15 protein-coding genes are annotated in these 15,290 nt (G+C 34.2%); 7 read left to right on the top strand and 8 right to left on the bottom strand.

What is annotated here, in order from left to right:
* Nucleotides 1–47 precede the first annotated feature (47 nt).
* Nucleotides 48–761 (bottom strand): tRNA (5-methylaminomethyl-2-thiouridine)(34)-methyltransferase MnmD, encoded by a 714-nt coding sequence (gene mnmD, locus B6D18_RS07975; RefSeq protein WP_158092545.1) that lies wholly within the window; start codon nt 759–761, stop codon nt 48–50.
* Nucleotides 762–846: 85 nt separating this feature from the next.
* Between mnmD and B6D18_RS07980 the strand changes: the two genes are divergently transcribed.
* Nucleotides 847–1,584, top strand: a complete 738-nt coding sequence (locus tag B6D18_RS07980; RefSeq protein WP_086363971.1) for a 1-acylglycerol-3-phosphate O-acyltransferase — start codon at nt 847–849, stop codon at nt 1,582–1,584.
* Nucleotides 1,585–1,596: 12 nt separating this feature from the next.
* Nucleotides 1,597–2,373 (top strand): tRNA uridine 5-oxyacetic acid(34) methyltransferase CmoM, encoded by a 777-nt coding sequence (gene cmoM, locus B6D18_RS07985; protein WP_086363972.1) that lies wholly within the window; start codon nt 1,597–1,599, stop codon nt 2,371–2,373.
* Nucleotides 2,374–2,424: 51 nt separating this feature from the next.
* On the opposite strand, the gene B6D18_RS07990 is transcribed toward cmoM, so the two are convergent.
* The 4 genes from B6D18_RS07990 to B6D18_RS08005 all read right to left on the bottom strand — a co-directional run bounded on the left by B6D18_RS07990 (nt 2,425) and on the right by B6D18_RS08005 (nt 7,186).
* Nucleotides 2,425–3,765 carry a GntP family permease gene (locus B6D18_RS07990; RefSeq protein WP_371328886.1) on the bottom strand — a complete coding sequence of 447 codons (1,341 nt, stop codon included), beginning with the start codon at nt 3,763–3,765 and terminating at the stop codon, nt 2,425–2,427.
* A gap of 205 nt (nt 3,766–3,970) precedes the next feature.
* Nucleotides 3,971–4,972 (bottom strand): 4-hydroxythreonine-4-phosphate dehydrogenase PdxA, encoded by a 1,002-nt coding sequence (gene pdxA / locus B6D18_RS07995; protein ID WP_065579160.1) that lies wholly within the window; start codon nt 4,970–4,972, stop codon nt 3,971–3,973.
* 75 nt (nt 4,973–5,047) lie between these two features.
* Complete coding sequence (locus B6D18_RS08000; protein WP_086363974.1) at nt 5,048–6,346, bottom strand: four-carbon acid sugar kinase family protein; 1,299 nt, start codon at nt 6,344–6,346, stop codon at nt 5,048–5,050.
* Nucleotides 6,347–6,430: 84 nt separating this feature from the next.
* Entirely contained in the window at nt 6,431–7,186 is a 756-nt protein-coding gene (locus B6D18_RS08005; RefSeq protein ID WP_086363975.1) for a DeoR/GlpR family DNA-binding transcription regulator, read from the bottom strand.
* 245 nt (nt 7,187–7,431) lie between these two features.
* Between B6D18_RS08005 and B6D18_RS08010 the strand changes: the two genes are divergently transcribed.
* The 5 genes from B6D18_RS08010 (at nt 7,432) to B6D18_RS08030 (ending at nt 11,736) form a co-directional block, all read left to right on the top strand.
* Nucleotides 7,432–8,433 carry an SIS domain-containing protein gene (locus tag B6D18_RS08010; RefSeq protein ID WP_173795313.1) on the top strand — a complete coding sequence of 334 codons (1,002 nt, stop codon included), beginning with the start codon at nt 7,432–7,434 and terminating at the stop codon, nt 8,431–8,433.
* 116 nt (nt 8,434–8,549) lie between these two features.
* On the top strand, nt 8,550–9,476 hold the full coding sequence (gene rfaD, locus B6D18_RS08015) for an ADP-glyceromanno-heptose 6-epimerase (RefSeq protein ID WP_086363976.1): 927 nt from the start codon (nt 8,550–8,552) through the stop codon (nt 9,474–9,476).
* A gap of 10 nt (nt 9,477–9,486) precedes the next feature.
* A complete protein-coding gene (gene rfaF / locus B6D18_RS08020) occupies nt 9,487–10,533 on the top strand; it encodes an ADP-heptose--LPS heptosyltransferase RfaF (protein WP_086363977.1) in 1,047 nt (348 codons plus the stop codon).
* 2 nt (nt 10,534–10,535) lie between these two features.
* On the top strand, nt 10,536–11,498 hold the full coding sequence (gene rfaC / locus B6D18_RS08025) for a lipopolysaccharide heptosyltransferase RfaC (RefSeq protein WP_086363978.1): 963 nt from the start codon (nt 10,536–10,538) through the stop codon (nt 11,496–11,498).
* 37 nt (nt 11,499–11,535) lie between these two features.
* Nucleotides 11,536–11,736 (top strand): YaeP family protein, encoded by a 201-nt coding sequence (locus B6D18_RS08030; protein WP_086363979.1) that lies wholly within the window; start codon nt 11,536–11,538, stop codon nt 11,734–11,736.
* Here the strand turns inward: B6D18_RS08030 and B6D18_RS08035 are convergent.
* The 3 genes from B6D18_RS08035 to trmA all read right to left on the bottom strand — a co-directional run bounded on the left by B6D18_RS08035 (nt 11,729) and on the right by trmA (nt 15,262).
* Nucleotides 11,729–13,141 carry a heavy metal sensor histidine kinase gene (locus B6D18_RS08035; RefSeq protein WP_086363980.1) on the bottom strand — a complete coding sequence of 471 codons (1,413 nt, stop codon included), beginning with the start codon at nt 13,139–13,141 and terminating at the stop codon, nt 11,729–11,731. The two genes, B6D18_RS08030 and B6D18_RS08035, sit on opposite strands and share 8 nt — an antisense overlap.
* Nucleotides 13,119–13,805: a heavy metal response regulator transcription factor gene (locus tag B6D18_RS08040; protein ID WP_086363981.1), complete on the bottom strand. Its 687-nt coding sequence runs from the start codon at nt 13,803–13,805 to the stop codon at nt 13,119–13,121. Before B6D18_RS08040 ends, B6D18_RS08035 begins: the two co-directional genes overlap by 23 nt.
* Before the next feature lie 359 nt (nt 13,806–14,164).
* The gene (trmA, locus tag B6D18_RS08045; protein ID WP_086363982.1) at nt 14,165–15,262 is read right to left on the bottom strand and encodes a tRNA (uridine(54)-C5)-methyltransferase TrmA; all 1,098 of its coding nucleotides are present in this window, start codon (nt 15,260–15,262) and stop codon (nt 14,165–14,167) included.
* Nucleotides 15,263–15,290 lie beyond the last annotated feature (28 nt).

Genomic DNA, 15,290 nt, shown 5'->3' on the forward strand with positions numbered 1-15,290 from the left:
TTAGTTAATTGGTATTAGTTCGCCAAAAGTTAAATTGGCGAACTAATTTAGATTTTTTGGCCGATTAGCATTTCGCGTTTTATACCGAACCCTTTCCGTTTTTCAACATTAAATCCAGCATTAATTAAATTACGTCGGACAAAACCAGCTGCGGTAAAAGTTGCAAATGTTCCTTTCTCTCTTGTTAATTGATAACAACGTTTAAATAGAGATTCATTCCACATATCTGGATTTTTGGCTGGCGAAAAACCATCAAAAAACCATGCATCAATTAAACTATTTTGTTGATCTAAAAAATCGCCAAAGCAGCTAATATCGTCATAACATATCAATAAATTCGTTTCATCTAAACAACCAACATCGGGGGTTATTAAGAAATCTCGCAATTGCTTAGCTAATTGTGATAATAAAACATCACAATTAATAACTTTATCATGAATTTTTGATATTTCACTAACAGATAGAGGATATTTTTCAACACTAAAAAAATTTAATTTTTTCAAATTACTATTTGGATTTTTCTGTCTAAATTGTTTAAAGGTTTGCCAAGCAATTAAAAAACTTAAACCAGAACCAAAACCGGTTTCACCAATAGTGAAAGTCTCTTGCTGATATTGTAAAAAGCGCTCATATAAACAATTCCCTTCAATAAAAACATAACGAGTTTCATCTACTGCACCTTCAGTATTAAAATAGACATCATCAAAGTAACGGGAGAGTGGAATTTGATTATCATCCCAAATAATAGTTGATTCGAGCATAAACATCCTTTAAGCGATATTTAACAAACTGTATATTCAAATAGATTACGTATATAATACGCTAAGTTAACTTATGAGGTAAATTATGGTTTTTCTTTTTCGCTTAATCAGTGTGTTATTTATTGGTATTATAACTTGTGTGCTAGGCGTTATTTTTTGTTTATTCAATCCTCGTAACCCTAAAAATGTGGCTAGATTTGCCCATCTTTTCAGTTTTTTCTTCAAACCAATTTTAGGTGTAAAGGTTGATACACGTAGGCAAGCAAATATTAACAATTTAGGCAGCTGCGTATTTATTGCTAATCACCAAAACAACTATGATATGGTGGTTGCTGCTGACATTGTACAACCCAAAACCGTTACGGTAGGTAAGAAAAGCCTTGCTTTGATTCCCTTTTTTGGACAGCTTTATTACTTAACGGGCAATATTTTGATTGACCGTAATAATAAATCAAAAGCTCGAGATACCATTAACTTAGTTGTTAACGAAATAAAAAAACGCGGAATATCAATATGGATGTTCCCCGAAGGTACTCGAAGTCGTGGACGTGGATTATTACCATTTAAAACTGGTGCCTTTAAAGCTGCTATAGCCGCTGGCGTTCCTATTGTGCCAATTTGCGTATCAGATACCAATAATATAAAACTTAACCGTCTTAATAATGGCCATATGATCGTCGAAATGCTTCCGCCAATCGAAACCAAAAATCTACGTAAAGAAGATGCTAGAATATTAATGGAACAGTGCCATCAACTAATGTCAGAAAAAATTGCCCAAATTAATTTAGAAGCGACTAAATTAAATAAAAAATTATTAAAATAATAATTATCTATTATGACTAAAATCGATCGTAATTTTGATGATATCAGCCATAAATTTGCCAAAAACATTTATGGCACAAACAAAGGCAAGATTCGAGAAGCTATCGTTTGGCAAGAGCTAGAAAATATATTAGCTAGCTATCCAACGAATAAACCATTAACTATTTTAGATGCAGGCGGTGGACAAGGTCAGATTGCTTGTCGATTAGCCAAGTTAGGGCATAACATTACTGTTTGTGATATTTCCGAGCAAATGCTGGCATTAGCAAAAAAACAAGCCGAAAAAGAAAATCTAAGCTTAAATTTTATTCATTGCCCTATTCAAGATCTAAATCAATTCATTGAAACACAATTTGATATTGTGATTTGTCATGCCGTTTTAGAATGGGTAGCTAATCCAGTCCAAATAATACAGTCGCTAAGACAATACCTTAAACAAGATGGTTATTTGTCATTAATGTTCTATAACTATCACGGGCTATTATTTAAAACAGTGACTTTAGGTAATTTTGGATATACTCAAGCCGGTCTTAATAAACGTAAAAAGAAAACCTTATCTCCCGATTATCCTCGTGATCCAAATCAAGTTTATCAATGGTTGAACCAACAAAATTTTGAGATCACCAATAAAATAGGAATTCGTATATTTCATGACTATTTAACCAATAAGTCAAAAGCCGAAACGCATTTTGAACAATTATTAGAAATTGAAAAACAGTTTTGCCAAACTGAACCCTATCTCAGTTTGGCAAGGTATATTTTAGTTACCGCAAAAATTAACAATAACTAACTTATAGAAAATATTAGGGGAAGTATATTCCTTTACACTATCCCGCTTTTCTTAGAAGAAAATAGCATTAATAATCAATAATGTCACTGTTCCGGCAGCCCAAAGTACGGTAGTTGTCATACTCCAAACTTTAATTTGTTCTTTAACTTCAGTAACGCCTAGTGAGCGATTAACTACCCAAAAATAAGCATCATTGAAATGAGAAAACATAAATGAACCAATAGAACAACCTAATCCAGCCATAATCGGATTTACACCCAATGTTCCAATCATTGGTGCAGTAATACTTGCTGCGGTAATCATGGCAACTACACCAGAACCTTGAATTAAGCGAATCAAAGTTGAAATCGTCAATGGTAACAAAATACCAGGCACACCAATTTTAACAATATATTCAGCAATAATTTGACCTGTTCCTGAGTCACGTAATACCATTCCTAATGCGCCACCGCCGCCAATAACAAGCAATATGATACCAGCAGAGCGAATTGAATTTTCCATCTGATGTACCACATCTTTTCGAGGAAATGAGTTAGTTAATGCCATGATCGCAATTAATAATCCAATGCCTACAGCTACAATTGGGTGTCCAATTGTTTTTAACATAATGGCAATAGAATTATCCCATTTCATTTCATTTACTAAAGTAGCGGTTAATATCAAAATAATCGGAGTGACAATTGGTGCAAACGACGCTAACGCACTTGGTAATTGTTGATCATCTTCTAAATTTTGCGAAGTAACTGTTAGACGTTCACGAGTAAAATTCTCACCATCCTCTGTTGGAATTTGATAAATACTACGACCAACATGACGAGTATAAATAAAACCAGCAATAGTAATAGGTATAGCAACAACCATTGCCCAAAGCATATATTCACCAAGGCCAATACCAAATTGTGAAACTACACCAAATGGTCCTACCGCTGGTGGAATCATACTGTGGCTAATAACAAGCCCCATAGCCAATGTAGAACCCAGTCCGACGATAGATTTACCCGTACTACGCGAAATAGCTTTCACTAACGGTAATAGAACAATAAATGCTGAATCACAAAATACAGCTAAACTCACTAATAAACCGATAATGACTAATGCTAACTCTTCCCTGCCTTTTCCTAAAAGGTTAATAAAGACTTGTGCCATTTTTTGCGCTGCACCACTCATCTGCAAAACTGACCCCATCATAACGCCAAAGCCAATAACGATCCCTATGTTACCGAGCGTATTACCAAAGCCTTTACTAATCGTTGCGATCATAAATTCACCAGGCATTCCACCCAGTGAGCCAGTAATTAAAGCGGATATAATCAATGCAGGAAATGCCTGAATTCTTGTCTTTAAAATCATAAATAGTAACAAGGTAATTGCAACGAGTAAGCCGGCAACCATTCGCCAGCTGCTCTTCTCAATACTATGTAAACTTCCTAGATAAAAAACAATTAATCCGACAACCACTAAAATAATGCCATTTAATAAGACATAAGGATAAAGTGATTTATTATTATTTTCTTTTTTAGACATATGCAAACCCTCCTTCGATAATGACATAATCATTACCGAAAAATAAATTGGTATAAGTAATAATAGCTACTTATTAACGTTTGAAATTTGGTGCGTATAGCGCAGCTAAACGGATAGCCTCAATCAAACTCACTGGATTAGCGATTCCTTTTCCGGCAATATCATTTGCTGTGCCATGGTCAACAGATGTGCGAAGAATCGGCATTCCATTAGTGATAGAAATGGTACGATGAAAATCAACCATTTTCGTTGCAATATGACCTTGGTCATGATACGGAGATAAAACAGCATCATAGCCCCCCCCCATAGCAAAATGGAAAACACTATCAGCTGGTTTAGGGCCATTAATATCAATTCCTTGTTTACGAGCCATTTCAATACCTGGTAATAAAACATCATCATCCTCATGACCAAAAAGACCATGTTCTCCGCAATGTGGATTAATACCAGCAACCGTCATTCTCGGTTTATTGATCCCCAATTTAACCAATGCATCGTTACAACGAATAGCATAATCACAGACTCTTTCTGGCGTTAATGATTCAATGGCTTTAACCAATGCTAAATGACGAGTTAAGAAAAACACTCTTAAATCTCGAACTTGAAACATAGTAAGTGGGTCTTGACTACCAGTAAGATCTGCTAATATCTCGGTATGACCAATATAGTTAACATTACCAGCTTTAAGGGATTCTTTATTAATAGGTGTTGTTGCAATGGCATCAAGTTTTTTTTCCATAGCAAGCTCAGTGATAACTTTAATATAGTTGAATGCCGCTTGACCACATTGTCCTTCAATTTGGCCAATTTTAAACGTATCATAATTTAATTCGCCACACTGAATAAGATTCAATACATTAGGTTTATCTTGTATTTGAGTTAGATCGGTAATTTCATTAATTTGTAAGTTTACTTTTGAAAACTTACACGCATCAGCTAACACCTTTTTATCGCCAGTTACCAGTACACATCCATATTCATAGGTTTCTGGTGCTGCAATACTTTTCACGACAATTTCAGGGCCTATACCAGCCGGATCGCCCATAGGAACTCCGATTAAACAACGACGTTTCATTTATTACTCCTTTAAAATTATTCAAAATTTGCTCAACTTATGTTGTTTTATCTAAGTTGAACTAGTTATAAGTTATTAATGCTTCAAGCTTTCATGTGATGAAATCTTGGTACTCAAATAATCGATACAATGAACTAACGTATTATCGTTACCGACAAATCCACCTTTCGTTACTATCGAATAACCATCACATTTCCCACCGACAAGGTGTCCATAAACCGTTAATGGTTCAACTTCATCTTTAAGTAAGAAACCACTACTTCCTAATCGATTTACAACATTTACCGTGACATCCCCACCACTGGTATAAATACCTCTAATAATAGATTCAGGGTGGAATAAGACTTGCGCTGTTATTTCGGCAATAGCTTGATTCAAGGTATTACTAATTTCACTCATACTCATATTATTGTTAGCAGCTAACTTAGCTAAATCACAAACATGCTCTGGCATTTCAACGGTATCAATGCCGATCACATCAAATTGATCAACCTTTTTCAGTAATTTATCTACAATTGGTTTAGCTTTCTTGATGTCTTTAGAAATTTCTATCAATTCATCAACTAATATCGTTTCTAACCAAACTTTTCGGTCATATTTCAATTTTCTTATTTGTCTTTGAGTAAGATCAGACACACTGCCTATTGCGACAAACACTTTGTTGGCCATCTTTCGTTCTGATGAATAACGTAGATCAGCAAATTGGGCAGTAAATGGCCCCGGATCAACACAAAAAACAGGCAAATTAACATTATTCGCTGCTTGTGCTATCACACTAATATCGTTATCCGTAGTAGCATCAAATATGACAATACGACCACCTTGTTGATATATTTGTTTTAAACGCTGCTCAATTCTATCTTTACCTTCTAAAACATCCTTGAGAGCAATATGTGAGACTGGATATCGAGACTGGCAACGAAATAATTCTAAAATTGAAGACTCCGTCATCGGATTTTTAGGATCATTACGCATTGCTGTATTCTGTAATGGGATACCATTAACTAATAAAGATCCACCAACACAGATTCGATCACTTGATGGATACACAGGCACAACTAAAGCCATTAGATTAGGATCATTGTCAATAACTGCATCAACTTCTGCTCCTAGATTACCTCGCAACGTTGAGTCTATACGTTTACTAATTAAAGGTTGATATTTGCTAAACTGGCTTATGCAATCGACAACCCGTGAGTAGGCCTCTTTATAAGGTATTGAACGTGAATCAGTTGCAAATGAAATCACATCAAATCTGGAAAGATCTTCATTGAATTTTTCCAAACATGTAATTGCATTAAACCCTTTTTTGCTTAATAAAGCACAAGTGGCATTAGCACCTGTCAAATCATCAGCTACAACGGCAACTTTCATATTTTTGCTTCCTCTCAAAAATTAAGCTCAATAAATGAACTTTTTATACATCTACCAAAATTAACTAACTATTAGTTACATCACTTAATAAATATATTTAATATCCTGTTTTATTAATTGTTTTTCAAAATTACTAGGAAATTGCTTTTCAGTTATAAGATAATTAAATCGATTTAAATCGCAGATCTTAAAACGACATCTAAGCCCTAATTTACTGCTATCTACCAAAAGAACGGATTGAATAGATCTGGATAATGCCATCCATTTACAGTCAGCTTTAATCTGTGTTGTGGTCAATGCACCATCTTCTAAATTAAAGCCATCTGCGCCAATAAAGGCTAAATCAATAACCTGTTCTGAAAGATACTTCATGGCTTGAGTGTTATAAGCTGACGCATTTGTAGTTTGTATTTCACCAGGACAAATAATCGTATTCACTTCTGGCCGAGAAGATAACTCCAAGGCCACATGTAAATCTAAAGTAATTACTGTGATTGGAACATTGATATTCAAGGCAAATTCACGCATCGTCGTTCCTGCATCAATAAAAATTACCATCCCTGGTTGTAATAAATTTACCGCTATTTTCCCTACTCTTTTCTTCCCTTCAGAAAATCGATTTTGTTTGATGTCATAAAGGGGGGTACCATTTAAAAAACTTCTTTTTATTTCACCTCCATACGATACTTTTATTAATCCTTTTTCTTGTAAAAGTTTTAAGTCCCGTCTGATACTCATATGTGAAACGGAAAATAAATTAGAGAGTAAATTGATATTGGCAACATCATATTCATCTAAGTACTCTAAAATTCTTTTATATCTTGGTAGTTCTTGTTTCATAGTGAGTTTCCCAATTAAGTTGGCGCCATTGTAGTAATAAAATAATCAACAAAATGTTAATCTTTTAACACTTTCACAACCGGGTTTAACAAATGTGATCTGAATCAAACTTTCACTTTTTCTTAGTTAGTTTTTTGTGAATCGATAAAATTAGTTTCGGTTTTATGCATACAATTTCTATATCTACTTATTCAAGCTTCACTCTAGTTAATTTAATTCAATTCATAAATAAGGATAATTTGGATATGACAACAAAATCAGAAGATTCTCTAATATGCAAAATTGAAACATTGCAACTCGCCAAACAAGTTCTAAAACAAGAGGCTACCGCAATAGAAGAAATTATTAACTCAATTAATGAAACTTTTTTCCATGCAGTAGAATTAATTTTGCATACCAAAGGAAGAGTCATCGTGACAGGAATGGGAAAACCCGGCTATATTGCTCGTAAACTTTCCGCAACATTGATGAGCACAGGTACGCCATCTTTTTATTTACATCCAGCCGAAGCTATTCATGGTGATTTAGGTTGCATCACTGAAGATGACACCATTATTGCTATCTCAAATAGTGGGGAAACAGCCGAAATTGTGAATATTTTACCGACCATAAAACAAATCAATATTCCGTTAATCTCAATCTGTGGTAATCCATTATCAACCTTAGCTCGCTTTGCAACCTACAATTTAGATGCTCATATCGCCCAAGAAGCATGTCCACTCAATTTAGCGCCGACAACAAGTACAACTGTAGAATTAGCCTTAAGTGATGCACTGGCTATTTCAGTAATGAATGCAAAAAAATTTAGCTCACAAGATTTTGCTTTTTACCATCCTGGTGGAAATTTAGGTCAAATAAGGTTGATGACAGTGCAACAGTTAGTTGAAAAGTATAATAGAAAGGTTGCTATTACCGCAGAAAAATCTATATCTGATGCTATTTTTGCTATGACTCATTCGGGAATAGGTGCTGTTGCGATAGTTGATAACAACAATGAATTACTTGGCATCATTACTGATGGTGATATTCGTAGACAATTACAAAATCACTCTAATCTATTAGATATTCAAGTTTCTGAGTTAATGATAACCACCCCAATAACTATTGAACATAGCCAATATGTATCCGAGGCTTTAAATAAAATGGAACAACACAAACCTAGACCAATAACCGTTTTACCTGTGATTGATAATAAAAAACAATTTATTGGCATGATTCATATCACAGATTTATATCATAAAATGTAATATTAAAATGGCCGAAAAATAACAAACAAAATTAAGATAACTAAAAGAGCACTCGAAAATTTGTCAATAAATCGTTATTATAGTGTCATTAATTTTATTAGTTAAAGGTTGTAATTATGATAGTTGTTACTGGCGGTGCAGGTTTTATTGGGAGTAATATTGTAAAAGGTTTGAATGAGTTAGGCCGAAAAGATATTTTAGTTGTAGACGATTTAACCGATGGTACTAAATTTGCTAATTTGGCAGATTTAGATATTGCTGATTATATGGATAAAGATGAATTTATTTCGGCAATAGTCTCTGGCGAAAATCTAGATATTGAAGTAATTTTTCATCAAGGGGCTTGTTCATCCACAACTGAATGGGATGGCAAATTTATGATGGAAAATAATTACAATTATTCAAAAGATTTGCTACATTATTGTTTAGATTTTGATATTCCTTTTTTATACGCTTCTTCGGCTGCAACTTATGGTGGACGTAGTGACAATTTTATTGAAGATAGGGTTTATGAAAAACCTTTGAATGTCTATGGTTATTCAAAGTTTTTATTCGACCAGTATGTTCGAGAAATTTTACCTAATGCAAATTCACAAATTTGTGGTTTTCGTTATTTCAATGTTTATGGACCTCGTGAAAACCATAAAGGTAGCATGGCTAGCGTTGCCTATCACTTGAATGAACAAATAGCCAAAGGCGAAAAGCCAAAATTATTTGCTGGTAGTGATAATTTTAGACGTGATTTTATTTACGTTGGCGATGTGGTTGAGGTTAATTTATGGTTCTGGAAAAATAAAGTTTCCGGCATTTTTAATTGTGGAACCGGTCGTGCAGAATCATTCCAATCAGTTGCTGATGCTGTATTAAACTTCCATCAAAAAGGAGAAATCGATTATATTCCATTCCCTGAACACTTAAAAGGACGTTATCAAAGCTTTACTCAAGCTGATCTGACTAAATTCAGAAAAACAGGTTGTCCTATTGAGTTCAAAACAGTGTCTCAAGGAACAACTGAATATATGCAATGGTTAAACCAACAATAAAGGAACCTCAATGAAAACGTTGATTATTGGTCCTTCATGGGTTGGTGACATGATGATGTCACAAAGCTTATATCGCACATTAAAACAGTTAGATCCAACTATAGAAATTGATGTGATGGCACCAGCTTGGTGCCGAGCTTTATTAGACAAAATGCCAGAAGTAAATCAATCAATCGCTATGCCTATTAGCCATGGTGAGTTTGCTTTAAGCAAACGCTATCAGTTAGGAAAGGAATTACGCAATAATCAATACAATCAAGCTATCATCTTACCTAACTCATTTAAATCGGCACTCATTCCTTTTTTTGCTAAAATTGCTAAACGTACTGGTTGGAAAGGTGAGATGCGTTATGGCTTATTAAATGATTTACGAGTTCTAGATAAACAAGCCTTTCCATTAATGGTAGAACGCTATGTCGCTCTCGCCTATCCTAAAAAGAATATCCACTCAGCAAAAGATATTCCTCAGCCAATTTTATGGCCAAAACTTAGTGTTTTAATCGATGAAGTTGAACAAACATTATCTACATTTAATATTAATAATGATGAGCCATTAATTGGTTTTTGCCCAGGAGCCGAATTTGGCCCAGCCAAACGCTGGCCAGATTATCATTACGCAGCATTAGCCGATAAGATAGTTAAACAACATGCTAAAATTATTATTTTCGGTTCAACAAAAGATAAAATAGTTGGCGAACAAATCATTGCTAAAATGAATCATGGAGAACAATGTATTAACCTTGCTGGACAAACGGCACTAGGACAAGCAATAAATCTGATTGCTGCGTGTAAAGCTATCGTCACCAACGACTCAGGACTAATGCACGTAGCAGCAGCTCTGGATAAACCTTTAGTCGCACTCTATGGGCCAAGTAGTCCTGATTTTACTCCGCCACTATCCAATAAAGCCGAAGTAATCCGTTTAATCACTGGCTATCATCGCGTTCGTAAAGGTGATGCAGAACAAGGGTATCATCAAAGCCTTATTGATATAAAACCAGATTTAGTATTTGAAACATTAATGAATCTAATCGTTCGCTGTGAAAAGAGCTGTTAATTATGCGCGTATTAATTGTTAAAACTTCATCTATGGGTGATGTATTGCATACTTTACCTGCTTTAACTGATGCTGCTAATAGCCTACCTAATATAACGTTTGATTGGGTTGTTGAAGAAAATTTTTGTCAAATTCCCAATTGGCATTTTGCAGTAAATGACATAATTCCGGTTGCAATCAGGCGTTGGCGAAAAAACTGGTTCGCTAAGCCCATTCGCCAAGAGCGCCATCAATTTATAGAACACTTACAGCGTAAACAGTATGATTGTATTATTGATGCTCAAGGGCTAATTAAAAGTGCGTTTTTAATCACTCGTAAAGCGAAAGGTATTAAACATGGTTTGGATCGCCAAAGCATAAAAGAACCAATTGCTAGCTGGTTTTATGATGTAAAACATCATGTCCCTAAACAAATGCATGCCATTGAACGTGTCCGTATGTTATTTGCTAAAAGTCTTAACTACCCACAACCAGATTCGATTGGTGACTATGCTATTGCTGATCATTTTTTAACATCATTACCGCCTGATAACCAAAAATATTTGATTTTCCTACATGCAACTACTAGGGATGAAAAACATTGGACAGAATCAGCATGGCGTAATTTAATCGAGTTAATTGAGCCTACTGGCCTAAAAATTAAACTTCCATGGGGAGCACCACATGAACAAGAACGCGCCTTACGTTTAGCTCAAGGATTCAAACACGTTGAAGTATTACCTAAATTACCCCTCAATGAAATTGCAACGGTTATTGCCGGTGCCAAAGCTGTAGTATCAGTCGATACAGGACTAAGCCACTTAACAGCAGCATTAGATAGACCTAATATTACTTTATTTGGTAATACTGATCCGAAACTTATTGGCGGATATGGTAAAAATCAGCATAGCATCATTTCTACAGATAAAACGATGCAATCCATAAATGCTAATCAAGTTTATCAAAAGTTAATAACATTTATTTAAATCATACTTAAATTTTTTGAATCGATAGGATAGTAAAATGAACAAATACAGTGAGCTAATTCGGGAAAAATATGCACAAATTGGTAGTAATGATTTAGGTTATATTGATGATGCTTTAGGTACAGTAATGACAGTTCTCAATGAGATAGTTGATAATCAACAAGTACCTGCTGAATTACGAGAAAAAGCCGCATATGCTGCAGCTAATCTACTAATAAGTGATTTTGACGTTAAATAACGGTAGGAAGTTTGATAATAAATCGAGTTGATAAATCATCAGATTCGACATGAATATGACCTTTATGCGTGTCGATAATAGATTTAACGATTGCTAAACCAATCCCTGTTCCCGAGCTATCTTTGCCATTACGGTGCCGTGATTCATCAACTCGATAGAAACGATCAAAAAGATGTGGTAAATGGCGACTTTCAATCTTTTTACCTGTGTTAGCAATAATAATTTGGATTCGTTTTTGATTCACTTGACTCAAGCTGACTTTAATTGTCTGATTTTCAGGAGTATATCGAATAGCATTAGATAATATATTACTTATCGCTCGCGCTAACATCATTTTATCCCCTTCAATATGAGAACAACTACCTTCTATTTCAAAAGTTATATTTTTTTCATCGGCTAGAGGTTCAAAATACTCACACATTAAACTAATCATTGAGTGCAGATCAATATCGACAAGGTTTGGAACCAATTGATGATTATCTGCTTGAGCTAAAAACAGCATATCAGAAATCATTTGAGACATTTTTTCATACTCTTCTAAATTAGAATACAAAATTTCTCGATATTCATCAGTTGATCGCGCATTATTTAATACTATTTGGGTTTGTGTGGTTAAATTAGTAATTGGCGTACGCATTTCATGAGCAATATCAGCAGTAAAATTGCGTTGGCGCTCAAAAACATCTTCCATTCGATGAAGCATATTATTAAAAGCTTTAACCAAACTAACATATTTCACCGGCACTGATTTAGTTGAAATACGATAATTTAAACTTTTCATATTTATGCCCTCAATCTTTTTGATTAAACGATTGATTGGCTTTTGCGTATAATATATTGAAATTAAAGATCCTATTAAAGCTAAAACACAAGCAATAACGATAAGTAAACCTAGGCCATTTCTCAATCGCTTAATAAATTCAAGTTGTAAATCACGCGCTACTGCAACTATCGTCGTATATTGGCGACCTTCATCTAGCAATACTCTTGAAGCACCAAGGCGATAAGATGATTTGTCAATGTTCCAAACGGCTGTACTATTTTCGGTGATTAATCGATCAAAATCTTCTTGTGATAAAGCAATAGATAAATTGGGACCTCGAGTACGATAGACAATTTTTCCTGAATCATCAATAATATAAACAAACAAATGATGATGACCAGTTAAAATAAGTAAAAGATTTTGAAAGAATTCATCTCGATTTTCATCGGGTGAATAATAAGTAAGTTCGCGTTCAATTGAGGTGATAACAGAATTCAATTCTGTAACATTTTGTTGAATCGAAATTTTTTCAAAAGTGTGTTCAATAAGATAGCTAAAACAATAAAGTAGCCCGCAGGTCAGCAGGCATACTATAAGCGGTATACGAAATGATATGATGTTAGTCTTCTTCATCCAATACATCTAATTTATATCCCATTCCTCGGACTGTATGAATTAATTTCGGTTCAAAATCAGCATCAATCTTGTTCCGCAATCGCCTAATTGCTACATCAATAACATTGGTATCACTGTCAAAATTCATATCCCATACTTGGGACGCGATTAATGATCTAGGTAACACCTCACCAGGATAACGTAAAAAATACTCCAGTAATAAAAACTCTTTATTGGTTAAATCAATTCTTTTATCTCCTCTGGTTACGGTTCGCTTAGGTAAGTCCATAACTAGATCAGCAATACTTAATTGATAATTATTAACTTGCGGCACATTTCGTCTTAATAATGATTTTACTCTTGCTAATAGTTCGGCAAAAGAAAATGGTTTAACTAAATAATCATCAGCGCCTAAATTAAGCCCTTTAACTTTATCTTCTACACTTCCCATTGCCGTCAAAAGAATAATTTGCGTATCTTTACCTGCTTCACGTAAAGACTGCACTATCTTCCAACCAACAATATCGGGAAGCATGACATCAAGAATTATTAAATCATAATCTTCAGTCATTGCGCGATGATAGCCATCTAAGCCATTATCTGTGAGATCAACAATAAATCCTGACTCAACTAATCCTTGACGTAGATATTCGCCTGTTTTTTGTTCATCTTCAACAACTAACAATTTCATATTGAATATTCCTTAATGTTCTATCAGGTTATCGAAATTGCATAATGCAGTAATAGGATATATGAAAAAGGGGAATGGCATCATGACAGTCTAATGACTATTTTGTAATTTCATCGTCATTAATCAGTCGGTTTAAATTTGTTATAGTATCGCCACAATGATTCATGAGGCTAGACAGTATTGTTTCATTGTTTTATTTCCTTTCATCCATTCCTTGCAATTTAATGCAGCCCTAGTTGATCTAGGGTTTTTTTTGCCTTTAATACTTACTGACGTAAATTTATTCATGGATTACGGCTAATTCACTATAAAACAAATTTCATTTTAGCAAATCTAACCGTAATTGAATATGGTTGATGTTAGTTTTTACGAAGAACAATACCGGTTTCAATATGATCGGTATAAGGAAATTGATCGAACATAGCAAAATGTTCAATATGATGCGTTTTAGTTAGTTGTTCTAAATTATTTTTCAACGTATTAGGGTTACAAGAAATATATATAATTCTTTGATAACTTTGAAGAATATCAAGCGTATTATCATCTAATCCTGCTCGCGGTGGATCGACTAATACGGTTTGACATTGATAATCATCTAAATTAATGCCCTGCAATCGATTAAATTGTCGTTCTTTTTTAATTGCACTGGTAAATTCTTCGGCCGATAATCTGGCAATAATCAAGTTATCAATATTATTTACTTTTATATTATGTTGCGCAGAATAAACCGATGCTTTAGCGATCTCAGTTGCCAACACCTTCTTAAAGTTTTGTGCTAATGCAATCGAAAAATTACCGTTGCCACAATAAAATTCGAGAAGATCACCTTTAGAATCTTTAGTAACCGATATTGCCCACTCCAACATTTTAATGTTGATAGCAGCATTAGGTTGGGTAAAACTGTTTTCCACTTGTCGATAACTAAAGTTCTTATCAAATATAGGTAAAGTCTCATCGACATAATCAACATTTACAGCAATTTTTTGATTACTAGCTCGACCAACCAAATTGGCAATAATACCCTGCTCTGCTAATTGTTGTTTTAAACGCTCAGCTTCTATTATCCATTGGTCATCTAACTTTTTATGATATAAGAGTGTTATTAATAACTGGCCACTCAACGTAGAAAAATAATCAATCTGAAAAAGTTGATGGCGCAACTTATCGTTATATTGAAGTAACGGTAAAATTGTTTGCATGGCACGATTAATTAATTGCGATGCAATTGGGAAACTATCAATTCTTACTCTTTTTTTAGTTTTTTTATCATACATAATATGATAAAGCTCCTCACCGTTGTGCCAAATTCTAAATTCAGCTCGCATACGATAATGACTAATTGGTGAAGAGAAAACCTGTAAATCGGGTAATGAAAAATCAGATAATAATGTTTTTAAATTGGTTATTTTATTTTGTAACTGCTGGTTATATTTGTCGTTAGAAAAAGATTCTGTCATATTTATAATTCGATCATCAATTTAACTA

Source organism: Gilliamella sp. A7, from assembly GCF_002142015.1.
Lineage (GTDB): Bacteria > Pseudomonadota > Gammaproteobacteria > Enterobacterales > Orbaceae > Gilliamella > Gilliamella apis_A.

Excerpts from the sequence above, each read along its gene's own strand:
- mnmD (WP_158092545.1), bottom strand. The coding sequence starts at position 761 with ATGCTCGAATCAACTATTATTTGGGATGATAATCAAATTCCACTCTCC.
- B6D18_RS07980 (WP_086363971.1), top strand. The coding sequence starts at position 847 with ATGGTTTTTCTTTTTCGCTTAATCAGTGTGTTATTTATTGGTATTATA.
- cmoM (WP_086363972.1), top strand. The coding sequence starts at position 1,597 with ATGACTAAAATCGATCGTAATTTTGATGATATCAGCCATAAATTTGCC.
- B6D18_RS07990 (WP_371328886.1), bottom strand. The coding sequence starts at position 3,765 with ATGGTTGCCGGCTTACTCGTTGCAATTACCTTGTTACTATTTATGATT.
- pdxA (WP_065579160.1), bottom strand. The coding sequence starts at position 4,972 with ATGAAACGTCGTTGTTTAATCGGAGTTCCTATGGGCGATCCGGCTGGT.
- B6D18_RS08000 (WP_086363974.1), bottom strand. The coding sequence starts at position 6,346 with ATGAAAGTTGCCGTTGTAGCTGATGATTTGACAGGTGCTAATGCCACT.
- B6D18_RS08005 (WP_086363975.1), bottom strand. The coding sequence starts at position 7,186 with ATGAAACAAGAACTACCAAGATATAAAAGAATTTTAGAGTACTTAGAT.
- B6D18_RS08010 (WP_173795313.1), top strand. The coding sequence starts at position 7,432 with ATGACAACAAAATCAGAAGATTCTCTAATATGCAAAATTGAAACATTG.
- rfaD (WP_086363976.1), top strand. The coding sequence starts at position 8,550 with ATGATAGTTGTTACTGGCGGTGCAGGTTTTATTGGGAGTAATATTGTA.
- rfaF (WP_086363977.1), top strand. The coding sequence starts at position 9,487 with ATGAAAACGTTGATTATTGGTCCTTCATGGGTTGGTGACATGATGATG.
- rfaC (WP_086363978.1), top strand. The coding sequence starts at position 10,536 with ATGCGCGTATTAATTGTTAAAACTTCATCTATGGGTGATGTATTGCAT.
- B6D18_RS08030 (WP_086363979.1), top strand. The coding sequence starts at position 11,536 with ATGAACAAATACAGTGAGCTAATTCGGGAAAAATATGCACAAATTGGT.
- B6D18_RS08035 (WP_086363980.1), bottom strand. The coding sequence starts at position 13,141 with ATGTATTGGATGAAGAAGACTAACATCATATCATTTCGTATACCGCTT.
- B6D18_RS08040 (WP_086363981.1), bottom strand. The coding sequence starts at position 13,805 with ATGAAATTGTTAGTTGTTGAAGATGAACAAAAAACAGGCGAATATCTA.
- trmA (WP_086363982.1), bottom strand. The coding sequence starts at position 15,262 with ATGACAGAATCTTTTTCTAACGACAAATATAACCAGCAGTTACAAAAT.